General features: G+C 62.6%; 15 protein-coding genes. 13 read left to right on the top strand and 2 right to left on the bottom strand.

Annotated features, from left to right (window positions below; translation table 11 throughout):
• Window positions 1-92: 92 nt before the first annotated feature.
• The 10 genes from KY459_10475 (at window position 93) to KY459_10430 (ending at window position 10,401) form a co-directional block, all read left to right on the top strand.
• Entirely contained in the window at window positions 93-1,304 is a 1,212-nt protein-coding gene (locus KY459_10475; protein ID MBW3565138.1) for an HlyD family efflux transporter periplasmic adaptor subunit, read from the top strand.
• A complete protein-coding gene (locus tag KY459_10470) occupies window positions 1,301-2,533 on the top strand; it encodes an efflux RND transporter periplasmic adaptor subunit (protein MBW3565137.1) in 1,233 nt (410 codons plus the stop codon). The genes KY459_10475 and KY459_10470 overlap by 4 nt, the downstream gene beginning before the upstream one ends.
• On the top strand, window positions 2,533-3,789 hold the full coding sequence (locus tag KY459_10465) for an HlyD family efflux transporter periplasmic adaptor subunit (protein ID MBW3565136.1): 1,257 nt from the start codon (window positions 2,533-2,535) through the stop codon (window positions 3,787-3,789). Before KY459_10470 ends, KY459_10465 begins: the two co-directional genes overlap by 1 nt.
• The gene (locus KY459_10460) at window positions 3,786-5,021 is read left to right on the top strand and encodes an ABC transporter permease (protein MBW3565135.1); all 1,236 of its coding nucleotides are present in this window, start codon (window positions 3,786-3,788) and stop codon (window positions 5,019-5,021) included. The genes KY459_10465 and KY459_10460 overlap by 4 nt, the downstream gene beginning before the upstream one ends.
• A gap of 103 nt (window positions 5,022-5,124) precedes the next feature.
• Window positions 5,125-6,765: a hypothetical protein gene (locus KY459_10455; protein MBW3565134.1), complete on the top strand. Its 1,641-nt coding sequence runs from the start codon at window positions 5,125-5,127 to the stop codon at window positions 6,763-6,765.
• Window positions 6,766-6,891: 126 nt separating this feature from the next.
• Complete coding sequence (locus tag KY459_10450; protein ID MBW3565133.1) at window positions 6,892-7,479, top strand: DUF421 domain-containing protein; 588 nt, start codon at window positions 6,892-6,894, stop codon at window positions 7,477-7,479.
• Between the two features lie 100 nt (window positions 7,480-7,579).
• Complete coding sequence (locus tag KY459_10445) at window positions 7,580-8,041, top strand: hypothetical protein (protein MBW3565132.1); 462 nt, start codon at window positions 7,580-7,582, stop codon at window positions 8,039-8,041.
• Between the two features lie 31 nt (window positions 8,042-8,072).
• The gene (locus KY459_10440) at window positions 8,073-9,062 is read left to right on the top strand and encodes an ornithine cyclodeaminase family protein (GenBank protein ID MBW3565131.1); all 990 of its coding nucleotides are present in this window, start codon (window positions 8,073-8,075) and stop codon (window positions 9,060-9,062) included.
• Window positions 9,063-9,084: 22 nt separating this feature from the next.
• Window positions 9,085-9,957: an alpha/beta hydrolase gene (locus KY459_10435; protein MBW3565130.1), complete on the top strand. Its 873-nt coding sequence runs from the start codon at window positions 9,085-9,087 to the stop codon at window positions 9,955-9,957.
• 6 nt (window positions 9,958-9,963) lie between these two features.
• Entirely contained in the window at window positions 9,964-10,401 is a 438-nt protein-coding gene (locus KY459_10430) for a hypothetical protein (protein MBW3565129.1), read from the top strand.
• An 88-nt stretch (window positions 10,402-10,489) separates the two neighbouring features.
• On the opposite strand, the gene KY459_10425 is transcribed toward KY459_10430, so the two are convergent.
• Both KY459_10425 and KY459_10420 read right to left on the bottom strand, forming a co-directional pair.
• On the bottom strand, window positions 10,490-10,867 hold the full coding sequence (locus KY459_10425; protein MBW3565128.1) for a hypothetical protein: 378 nt from the start codon (window positions 10,865-10,867) through the stop codon (window positions 10,490-10,492).
• 154 nt (window positions 10,868-11,021) lie between these two features.
• Window positions 11,022-12,083 (bottom strand): glycosyltransferase family 2 protein, encoded by a 1,062-nt coding sequence (locus tag KY459_10420; GenBank protein ID MBW3565127.1) that lies wholly within the window; start codon window positions 12,081-12,083, stop codon window positions 11,022-11,024.
• A gap of 149 nt (window positions 12,084-12,232) precedes the next feature.
• Between KY459_10420 and KY459_10415 the strand changes: the two genes are divergently transcribed.
• Genes KY459_10415 through KY459_10405 form a run of 3 tightly spaced genes read left to right on the top strand, consistent with a single transcriptional unit; the run spans window position 12,233 to window position 15,092 of the window.
• Window positions 12,233-12,958, top strand: coding sequence for a sugar transferase (locus KY459_10415; GenBank protein MBW3565126.1), 726 nt, complete (start codon window positions 12,233-12,235; stop codon window positions 12,956-12,958).
• A 57-nt stretch (window positions 12,959-13,015) separates the two neighbouring features.
• On the top strand, window positions 13,016-13,621 hold the full coding sequence (locus KY459_10410) for a hypothetical protein (GenBank protein MBW3565125.1): 606 nt from the start codon (window positions 13,016-13,018) through the stop codon (window positions 13,619-13,621).
• 1 nt (window position 13,622) lies between these two features.
• Window positions 13,623-15,092 carry an O-antigen ligase family protein gene (locus tag KY459_10405; GenBank protein ID MBW3565124.1) on the top strand — a complete coding sequence of 490 codons (1,470 nt, stop codon included), beginning with the start codon at window positions 13,623-13,625 and terminating at the stop codon, window positions 15,090-15,092.
• The last annotated feature ends 1 nt before the right edge of the window (window position 15,093 follow it).

Here is a 15,093-nt window from a genome sequence, read left to right as displayed (position 1 = left end):
AATCGGATTGACCCAGATTCGTCTCCATCAGTTGAATTATTTTTTCGATCGGAACATTGCGAGGGCCGTCGTCGTCTATTTGAATGAAACCGATGAGAAAAGCAAACCTCGGACACATCTTCGCCCTATTGCTCGCCGCCTTCGGCTGTACCAGTGAGCGAGCGACTCATGTCGACCTTCGGAACGAGCCGGTCGTCAGGAAGGGGACGTTCGTCGAGCGGATGGTCCTCACCGGGGAGGTCGATGCCGAGATTGCCGAGCCAATCGTGGTTCCTCCGCTACCCGAATGGCGAACGACGATCCAGTGGATCGAACAGGATGGGGCCAGAGTCATGAAAGGAGCGCGGCTCGTCGAGCTTGATACCTCCTCATTCGCGAGCCGGCTCGATGAGATCGAGCGGACCGAGCTCGAAAAGGGGGAGCAGCTCCTCCAGAAGACCGAGGAGGCTCGGGCCGAGATCGCAGACAAAGAGCTCGACTACCTGAAAAAGAAGGCGGACCTCGACAAGGCGAAGCTCGATGCCGAGATCCCACCCGAGATCATCTCGGTCAAGGAGTACGACGAGCGCCAGCTCGCGCTCGACAGAGCGAGGACGGAGTTCGAGAAAGCGAAGACTCTGCTGGAGGCGACCAGGCACGCACAGAGAACCGAGATCGACAACATCAGACTCGAGCTCGCCGAAGCCCGTCGCCAGGTGGGAATCGCGCATCAGGCGGTCGAGACGATGACTCTGACCGCCCCCGCCGACGGTCTGTTCGTGATCAACAACCATCCGTGGCATGGCAAGAAAATCGAGGTCGGTGACATGGCGTGGGTAGGATTCGTGATCGCACGGATCCCGGACCTTTCGACTCTCGAGATCCACGCGCGGCTGGCAGATGTCGACGATCGCAAAGTCGTTCAGGGGATGCCGGCGCTGGTGACCCTGGATGCCTGGCCGGATCGGCGGATGCCGGGGCGGATCAGCCGGGTAAGCCCGGTGGCCGAGGAAGAGGGGGGAACTTCGCTCCGCCGCTTCTTCCAGGTCGTGGTCACTCTCGACGAAGAGCTGCCTGAGGGAATCCGGCCCGGACTGAGCGCGCGGGTCGATGTCGAGACCGCGAGGATCGAGAACACCCTGATCGTTCCCCGCTACGCGCTCGACTTCAGCGGTGATACCCCCGCGGTTCGCCTCACCGACGGTACGAGCGAACCCACCTCGGTGGTCGCATGCAATGCGACCGAATGCGCAGTCGAGGGGTCGCTCGAGGAGGGAACGCGCGTCGCGATGGCGAAGTCTCTGATCGAGGAAACCGGATCGTGACGATCAAAAAACCCCTCGCGCGCAACGCTCTGCTAGTGATCGCGATCATCGCCGTTCTCGGCTTCGGTGTCGCATTCGCCCAGAACCGGATCGCCGCCCGCAACGCCGGCGAATGGGTCAGGGTGACGCGGGGCGATCTCGTGACCGGAGTCGAGATCACCGGCTCGCTGGTCTCGACGTCGTCGGTCACGATCGGGCCCCCGCCACTGACGAACTTCTGGGATTTCAAGATCGCAATGATGGCGCCCGAAGGGTCGGAGGTCACAAAGGGTCAGCCGATCCTCGCCTTCGATACGCAAAGGCTTCAGGACATGTTGCGCGACCGTCAGTCCCGGGCCGATTCGGCGCAGGCGGAGATCGACAAGACCACGGCGGATCTCAGACTTCGCAAGGAGGACAACGAGCTGAAGCTTGCCGAGGCGGAATCGCGAGCGAGAAAGGCGGAGCTGAAGCTCGAGGCACCCGACGAGCTCATCGGAGTCCGGGAGCGCGAACAATACCAGGTCGATTTCGCGATCGCGAAGAAGGAGATCGAGTACATCAGGACGAAAAACGCGGCGCTCGAAAGGGCCGCCATATCCCAGATCCGCTCTCTCGAGAGCAAGCGTGATCAGGATCTGGCCAGCGTCAGAGAGATTGAAGAGAACCTTCAGCGATTGACGATCCGCGCGCCGCGCGCGGGCACTGTCGTCTATCTCGCCGATCGCCGTAACGAGAAGAAGAAAGTCGGCGATCAGGTTTGGCGAATGGACAAGATCCTCGAGCTTCCCGACCTCGACTCGCTTCACGCCGAGGGAGAGATCGACGAGGCCGACAGCGGAAAGGTGGAGATCGGACAGCAGGTGCGGTTCCGCCTCGACGCCCATCCGGAAAACGAGATCATCGGCGTCGTCCGCAGTATCGGTAACGCGATCAGGGTCTCCGATGTCAGCCCGCTCAAGGTGCTCGACGTCGAGATCGAGCTCCCCGAGATCGACCGGGAGACGATGCGGCCCGGCATGCGGTTCCGCGGTCTGATCGAGCTGGGCCGCGCGGAGAACGTTCTGACCATCCCGGTGTCCGCGGTGACCATTCGCGAGGATGGTCCGGTCGTCACCCGGAGAACAATGTTATCGATCGAGGAGACCCCGGTCGAGATCGGCCGGTCGAACGACACCCGGGTCGAGATCATTTCGGGACTCTCGCTCAACGATGAAGTCCTCGTGGCCGGGGAATCGGAAGAGGATTGATGTCGAGAAGAAAGAACTGGATAGCGGCCGCTGCGGTTGCAATCGCGATCGCCGTCGTGATCCTCATCGGCGCCGCCGGAGCGCAACAGGACGAAGTCTCGACTCTCCGGGTCCAGAAGGGAAAGTTCATCAGGACGGTCACCGCGGAGGGGTATCTCAAGGCGAGTGCCTCCACACCGCTGGCTGCTCCGCGAGACGCTCCGGGGGGTCTGAAGATCGCGTGGCTCGAAAAGGATGGCTCCTACGTCCGGGAGGGCGACGTCATCGTGCGCTTCGATCCAACCGACTTCGAGAACGAGCTCGCAGCCGCCGGTGTCGACCGCCAGTCGATCGACAACCGCTTTTCAGCGGCACTCGAGAGCTCCGGCGCAACCAGCAGCAACCTTCGTCGTGACGCCTCCCAGGCACAGCGGGAGTACGACGCGGCTCAGAAGTTCGAAGTGACCGACGCAGACATCTTCTCCCGTCATGAGGTGATCGAATCGATGATCGACAGCGATCTCGCGCTCGAAAGGCGGGAGTACGCAGAAGACATGCTCGGCGTCCGCGGCTCGATCACGGAAGCGGAACGGGAGATGCTCCGAATCGAGCAGCGAACCGCGGACACGAAGCTCGATCGCGCAAGACGGGGCCTCGAAGCGCTCGAGATCATCGCGCCGCATCCCGGCATCGTCATCTTTCAGCGCGACTGGCGAGGTGAGCTCCCGACGGTCGGCTCCTCCGTCTTCCCGGGACGTCCGATCGCCGAGATCCCCGACATCGATTCGATGGAGGCCGAGATCTTCATCCTCGAAGCCGATGCCGGCGGCGTCTCCGTGGGGCAGACCGCGGAGGTGCGGATCGACTCGGTCCCGAACCGGACGTTCAGGGGCGAGGTCAAGCGCGTCGATTCAGTCGCTCGCCCCAGAGTGCGCGGCGTCCCCGTCCAGTACTTCGGAGTGATCGTGTCGTTCGCCGCGACCGAGCCCGAGGCGATGAAGCCCGGCGCCCGCGTCTCTGCGAAGATCACCATCGAAGAGCTCGACGACGTGGTCACCGTTCCCCGCCAGGCCGTCTGGGACCGGGATGGCCGGAGATTCGTCCACGTCGAACGCGGCGGGAAATTCGTCCCTGCCGAGATCCAGACCGGCGCCGCTTCTCTCGGCCGCGTGGTCGTCACCTCGGGACTCGACGAAGGCGATCTCGTCGTGCTCAGCGGAATCGAGGAGCGGGAGATCGAGGGAGATGAAGCAGCAGGTGACGGAGGAACGAGTTGAACTTTCTCGAATCGTTCCGCGAGTCGCTCGCCAACCTCAACCGCCACAAGCTCCGCACGATCCTCACGATGCTCGGAATGATCTTCGGCGTCGGCGCGGTCATCGCCATGCTTTCGATCGGCGCCGGTGGCGAGCGTGAAGCGCTCGAGATGATCAGCCGGCTCGGACTCGACAACGTGATCATCCGGGCGAAACAGATCGAACCCGAGATGAGGGACGAGATCCGGAAGAATTCGCTCGGCGTCTCGATGCGGGACGCCGAGGCCATCAGTCAGGCACTCGAAGAAGTCTCCGGCGTTCTGCCGAGAGTCGGTGTCGAGACCTGGCGAATCGGATCGGAAAACGGCCGGGCGCAGGGGAAGGTCTTCGGAGTCTCGTGGCGTCAGCCGGAGACTTCGACAGTCGACCTCGCCGCGGGACGCTTCATCGACCGGCGCGATGAAGAATCACACGCTCAGGTCGCCGTCGTCGGAGCGGAGATCGCACGCGACCTCTTCGGCGACGCCCCGCCCGTCGGAAAGCTCGTCAAGGTCAATGACATCTGGTTCCAGGTGATCGGCGTGCTCGCACCTCCCGCGGGAACGAGTGAAGAGATCGAAGGAGTCGCCATCGCCTCCCCCTCACGGGAGATTCTGATCCCGGCCTCGACCGCGCTTCGCAAATTCGCGCGCGATCCTCTCGAAGCGCCTGTCGACGAGATCATCGTCCGGCTCGAGCCGGGCTCGTCGGCGACTCGCGCCGCCGCCGCAATGCAGCCGCTCATTTCGCGGCTCCACGGAGGCGTCGACGATTTCGAGATCGTCGTCCCGGAGGCTCTGCTCGAGCAGAGCCGGAGCACCCAGCGGATCTTCAACATCGTCATGGGATCGATCGCAGGGATCTCGCTGCTGGTCGGCGGCATCGGGATCATGAACATCATGCTCGCGACCGTGCTCGAGCGGACGCGCGAGATCGGTGTGCGGCGCGCGATCGGCGCGACGCGGAAGGACATCCAGCGCCAGTTCGTCATCGAGTCCTTCTCGATCAGTCTGCTCGGCGGACTGACCGGAATCCTCGCCGGCATCATCATCGCGCAACTGGTCGCCGCCTCGGCCGGCTGGCCTACCGTGATCACTCCGGCCTCCATCCTTCTCTCGACCGGCGTCTCCATCTCGGTCGGTGTCATCTCCGGCATCTATCCGGCGAACCGGGCCGCGAAGCTCGACCCGATCGAAGCGCTCCGATACGAGTAACGGGAAACCGCCCCGCGGTACAGGCCCTCTCGACCCCGCCTCCGCGCCCCCCTTTGTAAACATCTTTCCGCCGTGCGCGTAATTGGTGGAAGGCACTCCACTCGTGCCAGCCGCGATGACCGACTATGCCGAAGGTGTTTCCGCCCTCTCCTCCTCCGAGCTCGCCGTATCGCCGCGTCCCTCGAGCGGCCTCGCGCGCATCCTGTCGCTCAAGCCGTTCGGCGACGAGCTGCTGACGCGAAGCGCGGATTTCTGGATCTTCTGTGCGCGACTGCTGATTCTCGCGATGGCAACGGCCGAGGGCCTCGCGTGGGGATACATGGGATGGCTGATCTCGGCAAGGCAACCATGGCTGACTGCCGCGGTGGCGGGAGCATTCATCTTCGTGCTGATCTGGATCGTCGACGTGAGTTTCATGACGCTCGACACCGCGAGAGGCCGCTACACGCGAGCTGACGAAGATCCGGCGATCGACCAGCGGCGCGAACGGCTGAAGCTCGCTGGAGGCGTGGCCGGAAGGATCGCCATCGTCACCGCATCTCTCCTCATTACGGCACCCTTTCTGGCGCAGGCCATCTTCGCGGGCGACGTCCGTGACGAGATGACGAGGCGCAACTCGGCGATGATTGCGTCGACGAGAGCCGGGCTCGACCAGACCCACGCCGCCCGCATCGCCGAGCTCCGCCGGAACGTGGCGACACTCGAACGAGAGCGCGTCGCCGAGGCAGCCGGCGTCGGTCCCTCGGGCCGCTACGGCCGCGGACCCGCTCTCGAAACCATCGAGCGCCAACTCGCAGAAACGCGCGAACAGCTCGCCGCCGCGGAGACTGCGCGAGCCGCCGCACTCGAACGGTTCGACGCTCTCTCCCCGGCCGAGCTCGGAAACCGTTACGGTATCCAACTCCTCTCCCCCGGGATCAACTCCAGCGGCATCGTACTCGAAGGGCTCCTCTCGAATCCGCAGTTCAACAGAGCCGAGATTGCGGTCCGCGCCTTTCTCGCCTTTCTCTTCCTGGGGCTCCTCATCCTCAAGCTCTTTCAGCCGAGAAGCGTCGCGGTCTACTACTCCGAAGAGCTGCACAGCCTCCACGACGAGTGGGAGCGCGGCCTTTTCGATGCTTACCTGCCCGCGGCCGAGCGCTCGGACAACGGCCGGCCGATCGATCCTCTCCGCTTCGAGGAATGGTGCCGCACCACGTGGCTCACGATCCGTCAGGAAGAAGATCGCCACCGGCGCATGACCTCCGAGGTGCGCGGTCACGAGGTGATGATCGACCAGTGGCGGCGGATCGAAACGATCACCCGAGACGAGATCGAACAGCTCGAAACGACGCGGTCGAGGACCGCGGCGACGATCGCGGAGCTCGAGCGAGAGCTGCGACATGCCACGCAATCAGCTCGCGATGCTTCCGGCGAGATGGAAGAGATCGAGCGACGGTCGAGGTCGCTGCAGGCAATCGTGACGGAGGGGAAAGCAGAGGGTCCGGCGTTCGAGCGTGCGATGGAAGCGCTCGCCGCACTCTCCGGCCGCAGGGACGCGGTGTCCGGAAATCTCCGCAATCAGGAGGACGTCGTCGCTTCCGCCAGCGGCAGACTCGGCGAGCTGCGGCTGGCGCTCTCACGGCTCGAAGAGCAGATCTCGGCGAGCGCACCGGTTCTGGAGGATGCTGGCCGCCGCATCCGGGACGCTCGGCTGGCCTGTGCCGAGACGGTCGGGAGGCAACGTCCGCCCGGGGACGCCTGAGCGACGTCGGAGGAGGTTTCGGCGCCCGGGTCTGACTGACTCCTCCAACCTCCAACCTCCAACCTCGAACCTCCAACCCAGAGTCCGGCACGACCCCGGCAAGCCCGGAATCTGAGGAGGAAGAGGATGTCCGAATTCAACTTCTGGAACTACCTGCTCGGAATCGACGATCCGGATCTCGACGCGACACAAATGATCCTGCGCGCCACGATCGTCTACGTCGCCACGATCGCCATGATCCGGATCGGAGAGCGCCGGGTGCTGGGCAAGAACACCGCGTTCGACGTAATTCTCGGCGTCGTGCTCGGATCGTCCCTGAGTCGCGCGATCAACGGCAACGCCAGCCTGATGCCGACAATCTTCGCCGGCTTCATGCTGATCGTGTTGCACTGGTCCTTCGCGTCACTGTCCTACCATCACCCATGGTTCGGACGGCTGGTCAAGGGGCGCCCGTTGAAACTCGTCTCGGACGGCGAGCGGATCGAAAAGAACTTCGCCAGGGCTCACATCACAGAACGCGACCTCGAGGAAGCGGCGCGACGGCGCGCGGGGTCCGATCCGGACGAGGCCGATGAAATTCGTCTCGAACGGAGCGGCGAGATCAGTTTCGTCTCGCACGAGCGTGATCAGACTCCGGATCAGAAGCCTCAGCCGAGGATCCTCGACATCGCGATCGCGGACGGTGTCCAGACGGTGCGCGTCGAACTGATGTAGCTCGTTACCTTTGGGGCCACTCGTTGGGAAGCGAGAACGGGCTTCCTCCATCCGCGTGGTCGCGTCGTTGCATCGGACCGAAGGTGCCACGGAGGCCGTCATGCGCATCTTTCTATCTTTTCTTTCCGGCTTTCTCGCGACGCTCCTGTTCCATCAGCCGGTTCTATGGCTCTTCAATCTCGCTGGGATCATCAGCCGCGCTCCGTACGCAATGGAGGGCACTCCCCCATTCGGTGTCCCGGCAGTCATCTCGCTCGCCTTCTGGGGTGGCATCTGGGGCATCCCGTTGTGGCTTCTGATCCGGCGATGGGCAGGAGGCAAATACTGGCTCGGGGCGCTTCTGTTCGGCGCGATCGCGCCGACTCTGGTGGCAGGACTCGTGGTCGCACCATTGAAAGGTTTGCCCGTTGCCGGCGGTGGAGATCCCTCGATCATTCTGATGGGCCTGGCCGTGAATGCCGCCTGGGGAGTCGGAACCGCCCTCTTTCTCTGGTTCCTGATCGGCAGGAATGCAGGCGCGGAGTCCAGCCGGACGAACCTAGATGCCTCGCATCGTCTCTGATCGTCCGACCCAGTGACTGTACAATCGAGACGTGACCCGCACGGTCATCCTCGGACACGACGACGTGATCGATCTCCTCCCGATGCGCGAATGCATCGGCGTCATGCGGGAGGCGTTCTCGGCCCTCGCCCGTGGGGAAGTCCACCAGCCGCTTCGCTCACTCGTCCGGTCATCGGATCCATCGGGCTTTCTCGGCCTGATGCCGGCGTTCCGCGGAGGCAATCGTTCATTCTGGGGCCTGAAGGAGGTCTGCGTCTTTCCCGGAAACCCCGCTCGGGGCCTCGACAGCCATCTCGGAGCCGTTCTGCTGCACGATGGATCGACCGGTGAGCTTCTCGCCATCGCGGAGGCTTCCGCGGTGACGTCGATTCGAACCGCGGCCGTGACCGCGCTGGCCACCGATCTGCTCGCGCGACGGGACGCTTCCGTCGTTGCGATCGCCGGCACCGGTGCTCAGGCTCGCGCGCACGCCCAGGCAATCCCGCTCATCCGGGAGGTGAGCGAGATTCGAGTGGCGGGGCGCACGCCTGAAGCGTCGGCGGCGTTCTGCCAGGAGATGCGCCGGCGGGTCGACTGCGCCCTCACGCCTGTCGGAACCGTCGAGGAGGCGGTGCGGGACGCCGACATCGTCGTGACGGCTACGAGCTCGAAAACACCCATCCTCAATCGTCCATGGGTTTCCGGAGGTGCTCATCTCAACCTGGTAGGGGCGAGCGTCCGAACCGCGAGAGAGGCCGACGGCGCGACGATCGCGGCCGGGCGGCTCTACGTCGACCGCCGCGAGTCGACCATCAACGAATCGGGAGACTACCTCTTCGCTCTCGAGGAAGCTGTGATCGACCAGAGCCACATTCAGGCGGAGATCGGCGAGGTCCTGCTCGATTCCAATCTCGGGCGTCGAACCCGAGACGAGATCACGATCTTCAAATCGCTCGGCCTCGCGATCGAGGATCTCGCCGCCACAGCCTGGCTGTATGAAAGGGCTAACGCTTCGGCCCGCGGCAACTGGGTCGACTTCTGAGCTGTACACTCTGCTCTTCCTGATGGCATCTGCAGAGTTCAACGGCACGCGACTCGAGTACCACGAGCTGGGGAGAGGTGAACCTGTCGTCCTCGTCCACGGCTCGGCCACCGATTATCGAACGTGGGATCTCCAGCGGGAGGCCTTCGCCGAACATCATCGCGTCATCGACTACAGCCGGCGTTTCCACTGGCCGAATCAGCCAATTGAAGAAGGGCGCGATTACTCGATGGCTGAACAGGTATCGGACCTCGAGGCGCTCCTCCGATCGCTCGATGCCGCTCCGGCCCACCTCGTCGGACATTCCTACGGAGCTTTTCTCTGCCTGCTTGTCGCCATGAATAAACCCTCGCTCATCCGTACCCTCGCGCTCGCCGAGCCGCCCGCGATCACGCTGTTCGTCAGCGCCGACCCGAAGCCGCTCGAAATTCTCCGGCTGCTGGTCACCCGGCCACGCACCGCGATCGCGATCATCAGATTCGGACTCACCGGGATCCTTCCTGCGAAGAACGCATTCAGGAAGGGTGACCTCGAAGGAGGAGTCCGCGCATTCGGCGATGCAACGTTCGGCCGCGGAGGGTACGATCGATTATCTGACGCCCAAAAAGCTCAGGTACGCGACAACCTCGGAAACGCAAAAGCAGAGCTCCTCGGTTCGGGTTTTCTGCCGCTCGATCCGGAAGCGCTGCGCACCGTGGCGAAACCGACGCTGCTCATCACGGGCGAGAACAGCGTCGCACTCTTTCATCGCGTCACGGACCGTCTGGAAGAGCTTCTGCCCCGGACCGAGCGGATCGAAGTCTCGGAGGCATCGCATGCGATGAACGAGGACAACGCCGCAGACTACAATGCCGCGGTGCTGTCGTTCATCGAAAAGCATGGCGGTAACGTCTGAGATCGCATGCAGGAACGGGCTGCAGAGATCGTATGGCGGCTTCGGCTGAACGCCGGGCCGCGAGCGGTATTCGATCTTCTCTCGACCGATGAGGGACGGGCATCGTTCTGGGCGGAGCGTACCGAGCAGCATGGCGACCGGCTGACCTTTCACTTTTCCAACGGAGAGGTTCTCGAGAGTCGGATCCTCGACTCGACGCGGCCCGACCGCTTCTCACTCACCTACTTCGATGAAAGCACTGTCGTTTTCGAGCTCCGCAGCACTGATTCGGGAGGAACGGACCTCATCTTTCGTGAGTCGAATCTCTCTCTCGACGGTCTTCACGAGAACCGGGCCGGCTGGGTATCGGTGCTGTTGAATCTGAAGGCGCAATCCGACCATTCGATCGATCTCCGAAATCACGATCCCCGCTGCACATGGTCGGACGGTTACGTCGACAACTGAGAGTGAAGAAGGATATGAGGATTTGAGGGTTCGAGCGTCAGTCGTCGTCACCCACCTCATATCCTTACATCTCACATCCTCACATCCTCTACTGACTGCCGGCCGCCACGAGGACGATCAGGCCGGTCACTGCCAGAACCAGCCACGCGAGGTGCAGCAGACGCGATATCGTGGCCGCAAGGGCGGCGGAAAGAAGAAACACTGCGGCCAGCACATAAAGCAGCGACGGCCGGGACGCTGCATCTTCCGCGACGAGCACGATGATCGCGGCGAGCCCCCACCATGCGATTGTCGTGATGTGCCAGGCGAACCGAAGCGTCCTGACCGTGAACTCCGGCCCGCCGAACAGATGGGGAAGATCGGCGCGACGAAAGAGCCGAACCAGAATGTACCGCTCACCGAGAATCGAGTGCGCCAGGCCGACGGCGAAGGTCAGAAGAGCAGCGATGTACAGCCAGATCCCCATTCGAATGGATTGAGAGTATCAGGATATGAGGATTTGAGGACTCGAGCGTCAGTCGGCGCTAGCCACTCATTTCATTAGATCCTCATCTCCTTCCCCTCCTCCTTTCATCTTCAAAATCCTCATATCCTCATCCTTAACATCCTCATATCCTCACTTATCCTGCTCCTGATCGCTGGAATGGCCGGTCCGAGCCCTGTTCGCCGCCGGAGCGGAAGTTGACCGAACGGGGGCTGATCCAGTTTCGGTCACTGATCACTCTTCGGTAATGGTTCTCGAGGTGCTTGTACATCGCGGCTCTCACCGCCACAGCATCCGGAGCGTCAGGCCAGATCCGCGCGAGCAGTGTGGCAAGCACGAGCGGAGGGAACCGCGAAAGAAAGAGGATGGCGTGATAGATCGCAGCGTGGAGGCCGTTCAGATGACGATGCGCGTAGAGGTGTTTCGAGATCACGACCTCGGATCGCGCCAGCGCCGAAATGTCGCGGTCCAGACGGCTCGATCCACCGTGCCGGTGCTCGAGCACGACCTCCCCGGAGTAGGCGACGACCAATCCGTGACTTCTGGCCCGGCGGCAGAGGTCGACATCCTCGGAGTACATCCAGTAATCCTCGCACCAGCCCCCGAGCTGCTCGAGATCGCTGCGCGAGATCATGAGAGCCGATCCCGAGACCCAGTCGACGATGAGCCGGCGTGCGCTCGTCCGCCGCGGATCGGGGAACGCTGCCGGCCGCAATAGCCGCAGAAGGAACCGGATGGGACTGAGAATTGTGAGAACCGTCGGAAACCGGCCGAAGACCCTTTGAGGTCGCCCACGCCGGTCGATCTGGCGCACGGTGAGAATCGAGAGCCCGGGCTCGGAGCGCTTGATGGCGACGATTCGGTGAACCGAATCCCCCGGGTCCAGAATGTCGGGATTGAGAAACAGAAGCTCGCTTCCACGCGCGACACGCGCGCCGACGTTGCACGCGTGAGCGTAACCATGGTTGCCGGAGTTCTCGATGAATCGGACCTCAGGGTACTTTGCGGCGAGTGCGGCCGTTCGCCCCGTACCGGAACCGTTGTCGACGACGATGATCTCCGCGAATGGCCGGTCCGAGTCGAGCACGTATCGGAGCGATGCGAGACAGTTCTCGAGATCGTCCGCGCTTCGATAGCTTACGATGATGACGCTGAGGTCAGCGTCGTTGTTCCGAGCTACTTCCTCGCGTGGCGCCATGTAGCTTTTCCGGCTGCAAGAAACCGACCTCGGGACGATCTGCGCAGAGAGACGGCGCGAGAGCCTTGCACGGCGATTGCTGGACTGACTCTGTTTGCCCGGGGCGCAGTGGCTGCGTCGCACCGGGATTGTCTACGACTCGAGTGTCCATGACCGACAAATCGAAAGAGGAGCGACCCCTCGGGATCCGTACAATCGGAAACGAGAGCGAACCTCTGGACGAGGGGGATGAAACCAGTTACGGCGTTTACTGGCACGATCTGAGAGCGCGGCGGCCATGGGGCGCGCACGCCAAGAGGCTGATCGACATCATCGCTTCCGTAATCCTGATCGTTTTTTCCGCGCCGCTTTTCATCATCCTGGCTCTTCTGATCCGGCTTACGTCTGAAGGCCCCGTCGTATTTCGACAGCGACGGATCGGTTTCCGCTGCATCGAGTTCGATATGTACAAGTTCCGGACAATGGTCGTCGGTGCCGAAGCGATGCAGGCCGAACTGGAATCCGAGCGCGATTCCCAGTTCTTCAAGATGGAATCAGACCCGCGCATCACTCCGATCGGCCGGCTGTTGCGGCGGACCAGCCTCGACGAGCTCCCCCAGCTTTTCAATGTCCTCGAGGGAACAATGAGCTTGGTGGGGCCGCGCCCCCTCCTCCTGTCGGACCTGAGCAGATTTCCCCTGAGGGGGCAGATGCGCCGGTTCTCGGTAAAGCCGGGGATCACGGGTCTGTGGCAGGTGAGCGGCCGAAGCCTCACTTCCGAGGAGGAGCGGATGAGACTCGACCGGGAGTACGTGAACCGCTGGAGCCTCTGGCTCGACGTCCGAATCCTCTTCCGCACGTTGTGGGTGGTACTGACAGGTCGAGGAGCGACCTAGACGGGCGCCGACAAAGCTTTCACGATGTACAGTGACGTGGAAACGAGGAGGCCGCTTTTGAAAAGAGAGATCGACTATCGCGGAGCCATCCGGCGCGGGTGGTGGCTCATCCTGCTCCTGATCGCGGTCACACTCGGGGCAACCGTCTGGTTCACCTCGCGGCAGCAGCCGGTTTACGAAACCTCGGCAATGCTCGTCGTTGCACCGAGCCCGGAGACGACCGAACCGGACGAAATCGTGCGGAGTCTCGATACGCTCGAAAGACGAACCGTCATCGCGACATTCGCCCGGATCTCGACGACACGAGAGGCGCGCGAGGCGCTCGCCGAAAGTCTCGGGCTGGAGTTGCGAGGAGTCAGGATCAATGGTTCAGTCGTTCCCAACACCAACATCATCCGAATCTCGGCCGAGGGACCGAGCGCCGAGGTCGCGGCGGCGGCGGCGAACGGAGCAGCCGAGCTGACCATGCGGGAAGCCGGCACTCTCTACCGTATCTACTCGCTTCATTCTCTCGAGACCGCCTCGGTGCCGCGAAGTCCCCGCTACCCGGATCCTCAGCGGAACCTGGTCGTCGGAGCAATCCTCGGGCTGGTTCTCGGGCTCGCTGCGGCACTGGCCCTCGATCGACTGAAGGGCTCCGGAAGGACTCCTGGAGAGTCCTGAAGTGCCTGCGCTCGATCATCAGGATCGAACAGAGCGACTGACGGGCGCGGCAGTCGCGATCATCGGATCGCTGGCGGCGCTCGCGATGACGGCTGCGATCCTCGGCAATCGGGAGCTGATGGCTTCGACGATCGGAAGGGCAGATCCGTTGCTCATCCTGATCGCCGTCGCGTTCGGCGGGCTTGCCGTTCGCTTTTCATCGCTCGGCCTCCCTCTTCTGGTTGCATTCGTCTATCTGAACCTTTCGCAGACTCTGGTTCGATTTCACGACTTTCCTTCTCTTCTCCAGATTCTGGTGGTGGGGCTGGTGTTCGCCGCATGGCTGAAGCGTGATACCGATGACGTATCGGAAGTGGCGAGGCAGCCGCTCACCACCTGTCTTCTCGCCTACCTTCTCCTGTTGCTGGTCACGACCAGCCTCGCTACCGATCAGGCGCTGGCGGACGAACGATTCGTCGAGATCGCTAAATCGTTCGTCATCTTCGCCCTCGCGACACTTCTGATGCGAAATCGTGATCGCATGATGCAGGGACTGATTGCATTCGCCGGCGCCGCCACTTTCCTGGGCATACTGACGATCATTCAGGTGCTGACCGGAGACTTCTCGAACGAGTTCGCTGGCCTCGCGCGGATCAAGCAGGCTCACATTTACGGCTCCGTTTTTCAGCCGCGGATCGCGGGACCCCTCGGTGATCCGAACTTCTTCGCGCAGATCCTCCTCCTCGTTCTTCCGATCGCCGTCCTGTTCGGCGCCAGAACCTCCAGCCGGGTTGCCCGCTTCATGTGGTTCTCGAGTGCAGTCGTGATTCTGATCGCGATCGGGCTCACCTATTCGCGGGGCGCGATGGTAGCTGTGGCCGCTATGGGCCTGATTATGCTGAAGGTGCTTCACATCCGCTGGCGCACCACTGTGATCGTCCTGAGTGCGCTCGGAGTAGCTCTCCTCTTCTTACCGGACAGCGTGACGAAACGCTTCCTGACGATCGAGCAGATTCTTCCGAGTCGCGACGCTCCGCTTCGCCTCGACAGCTCATTCGAGGAACGGAAGCTTTTCATGCGGGTGGCGTGGGTCATGTTCGGTGCGAATCCGATCATGGGAGTCGGTGCGGCCAACTACACCGCGCGGTACGACGACTATGTCGATCTGACCGCCTCTGCAGCGAGACAGTACGAGGATCAACCGGATCTCTACTACCCGCACAACATTTACCTCGAAGTTGCGGCAGAGACTGGACTCGTCGGACTCGTCATGCTCATCGCGATCCTGGTTGCGGCCTGGGGCGCTTCAGGCGATGCGATGCGCCCTGGACTCGATCCGCGGCTCAGGACCGCGGCCATGGCGTTCCGAATCGCGCTGATCGGCTATCTCGTCTCCGGGATATTTCTCCACTTCGCTTTTCCCCGCTATTTCTTTCTCTTGCTGGCGTTCGCTGCAACGCTGCAGCGCCTGAGTCGTCGAGCCGAGGCATGAC

The sequence above is a fragment of the Acidobacteriota bacterium genome (assembly GCA_019347945.1).
GTDB lineage: Bacteria > Acidobacteriota > Thermoanaerobaculia > Gp7-AA8 > JAHWKK01 > JAHWKK01.
Note: the sequence above shows the minus strand (reverse complement) of the source record. Positions and strands in the feature narration are given on the sequence as shown.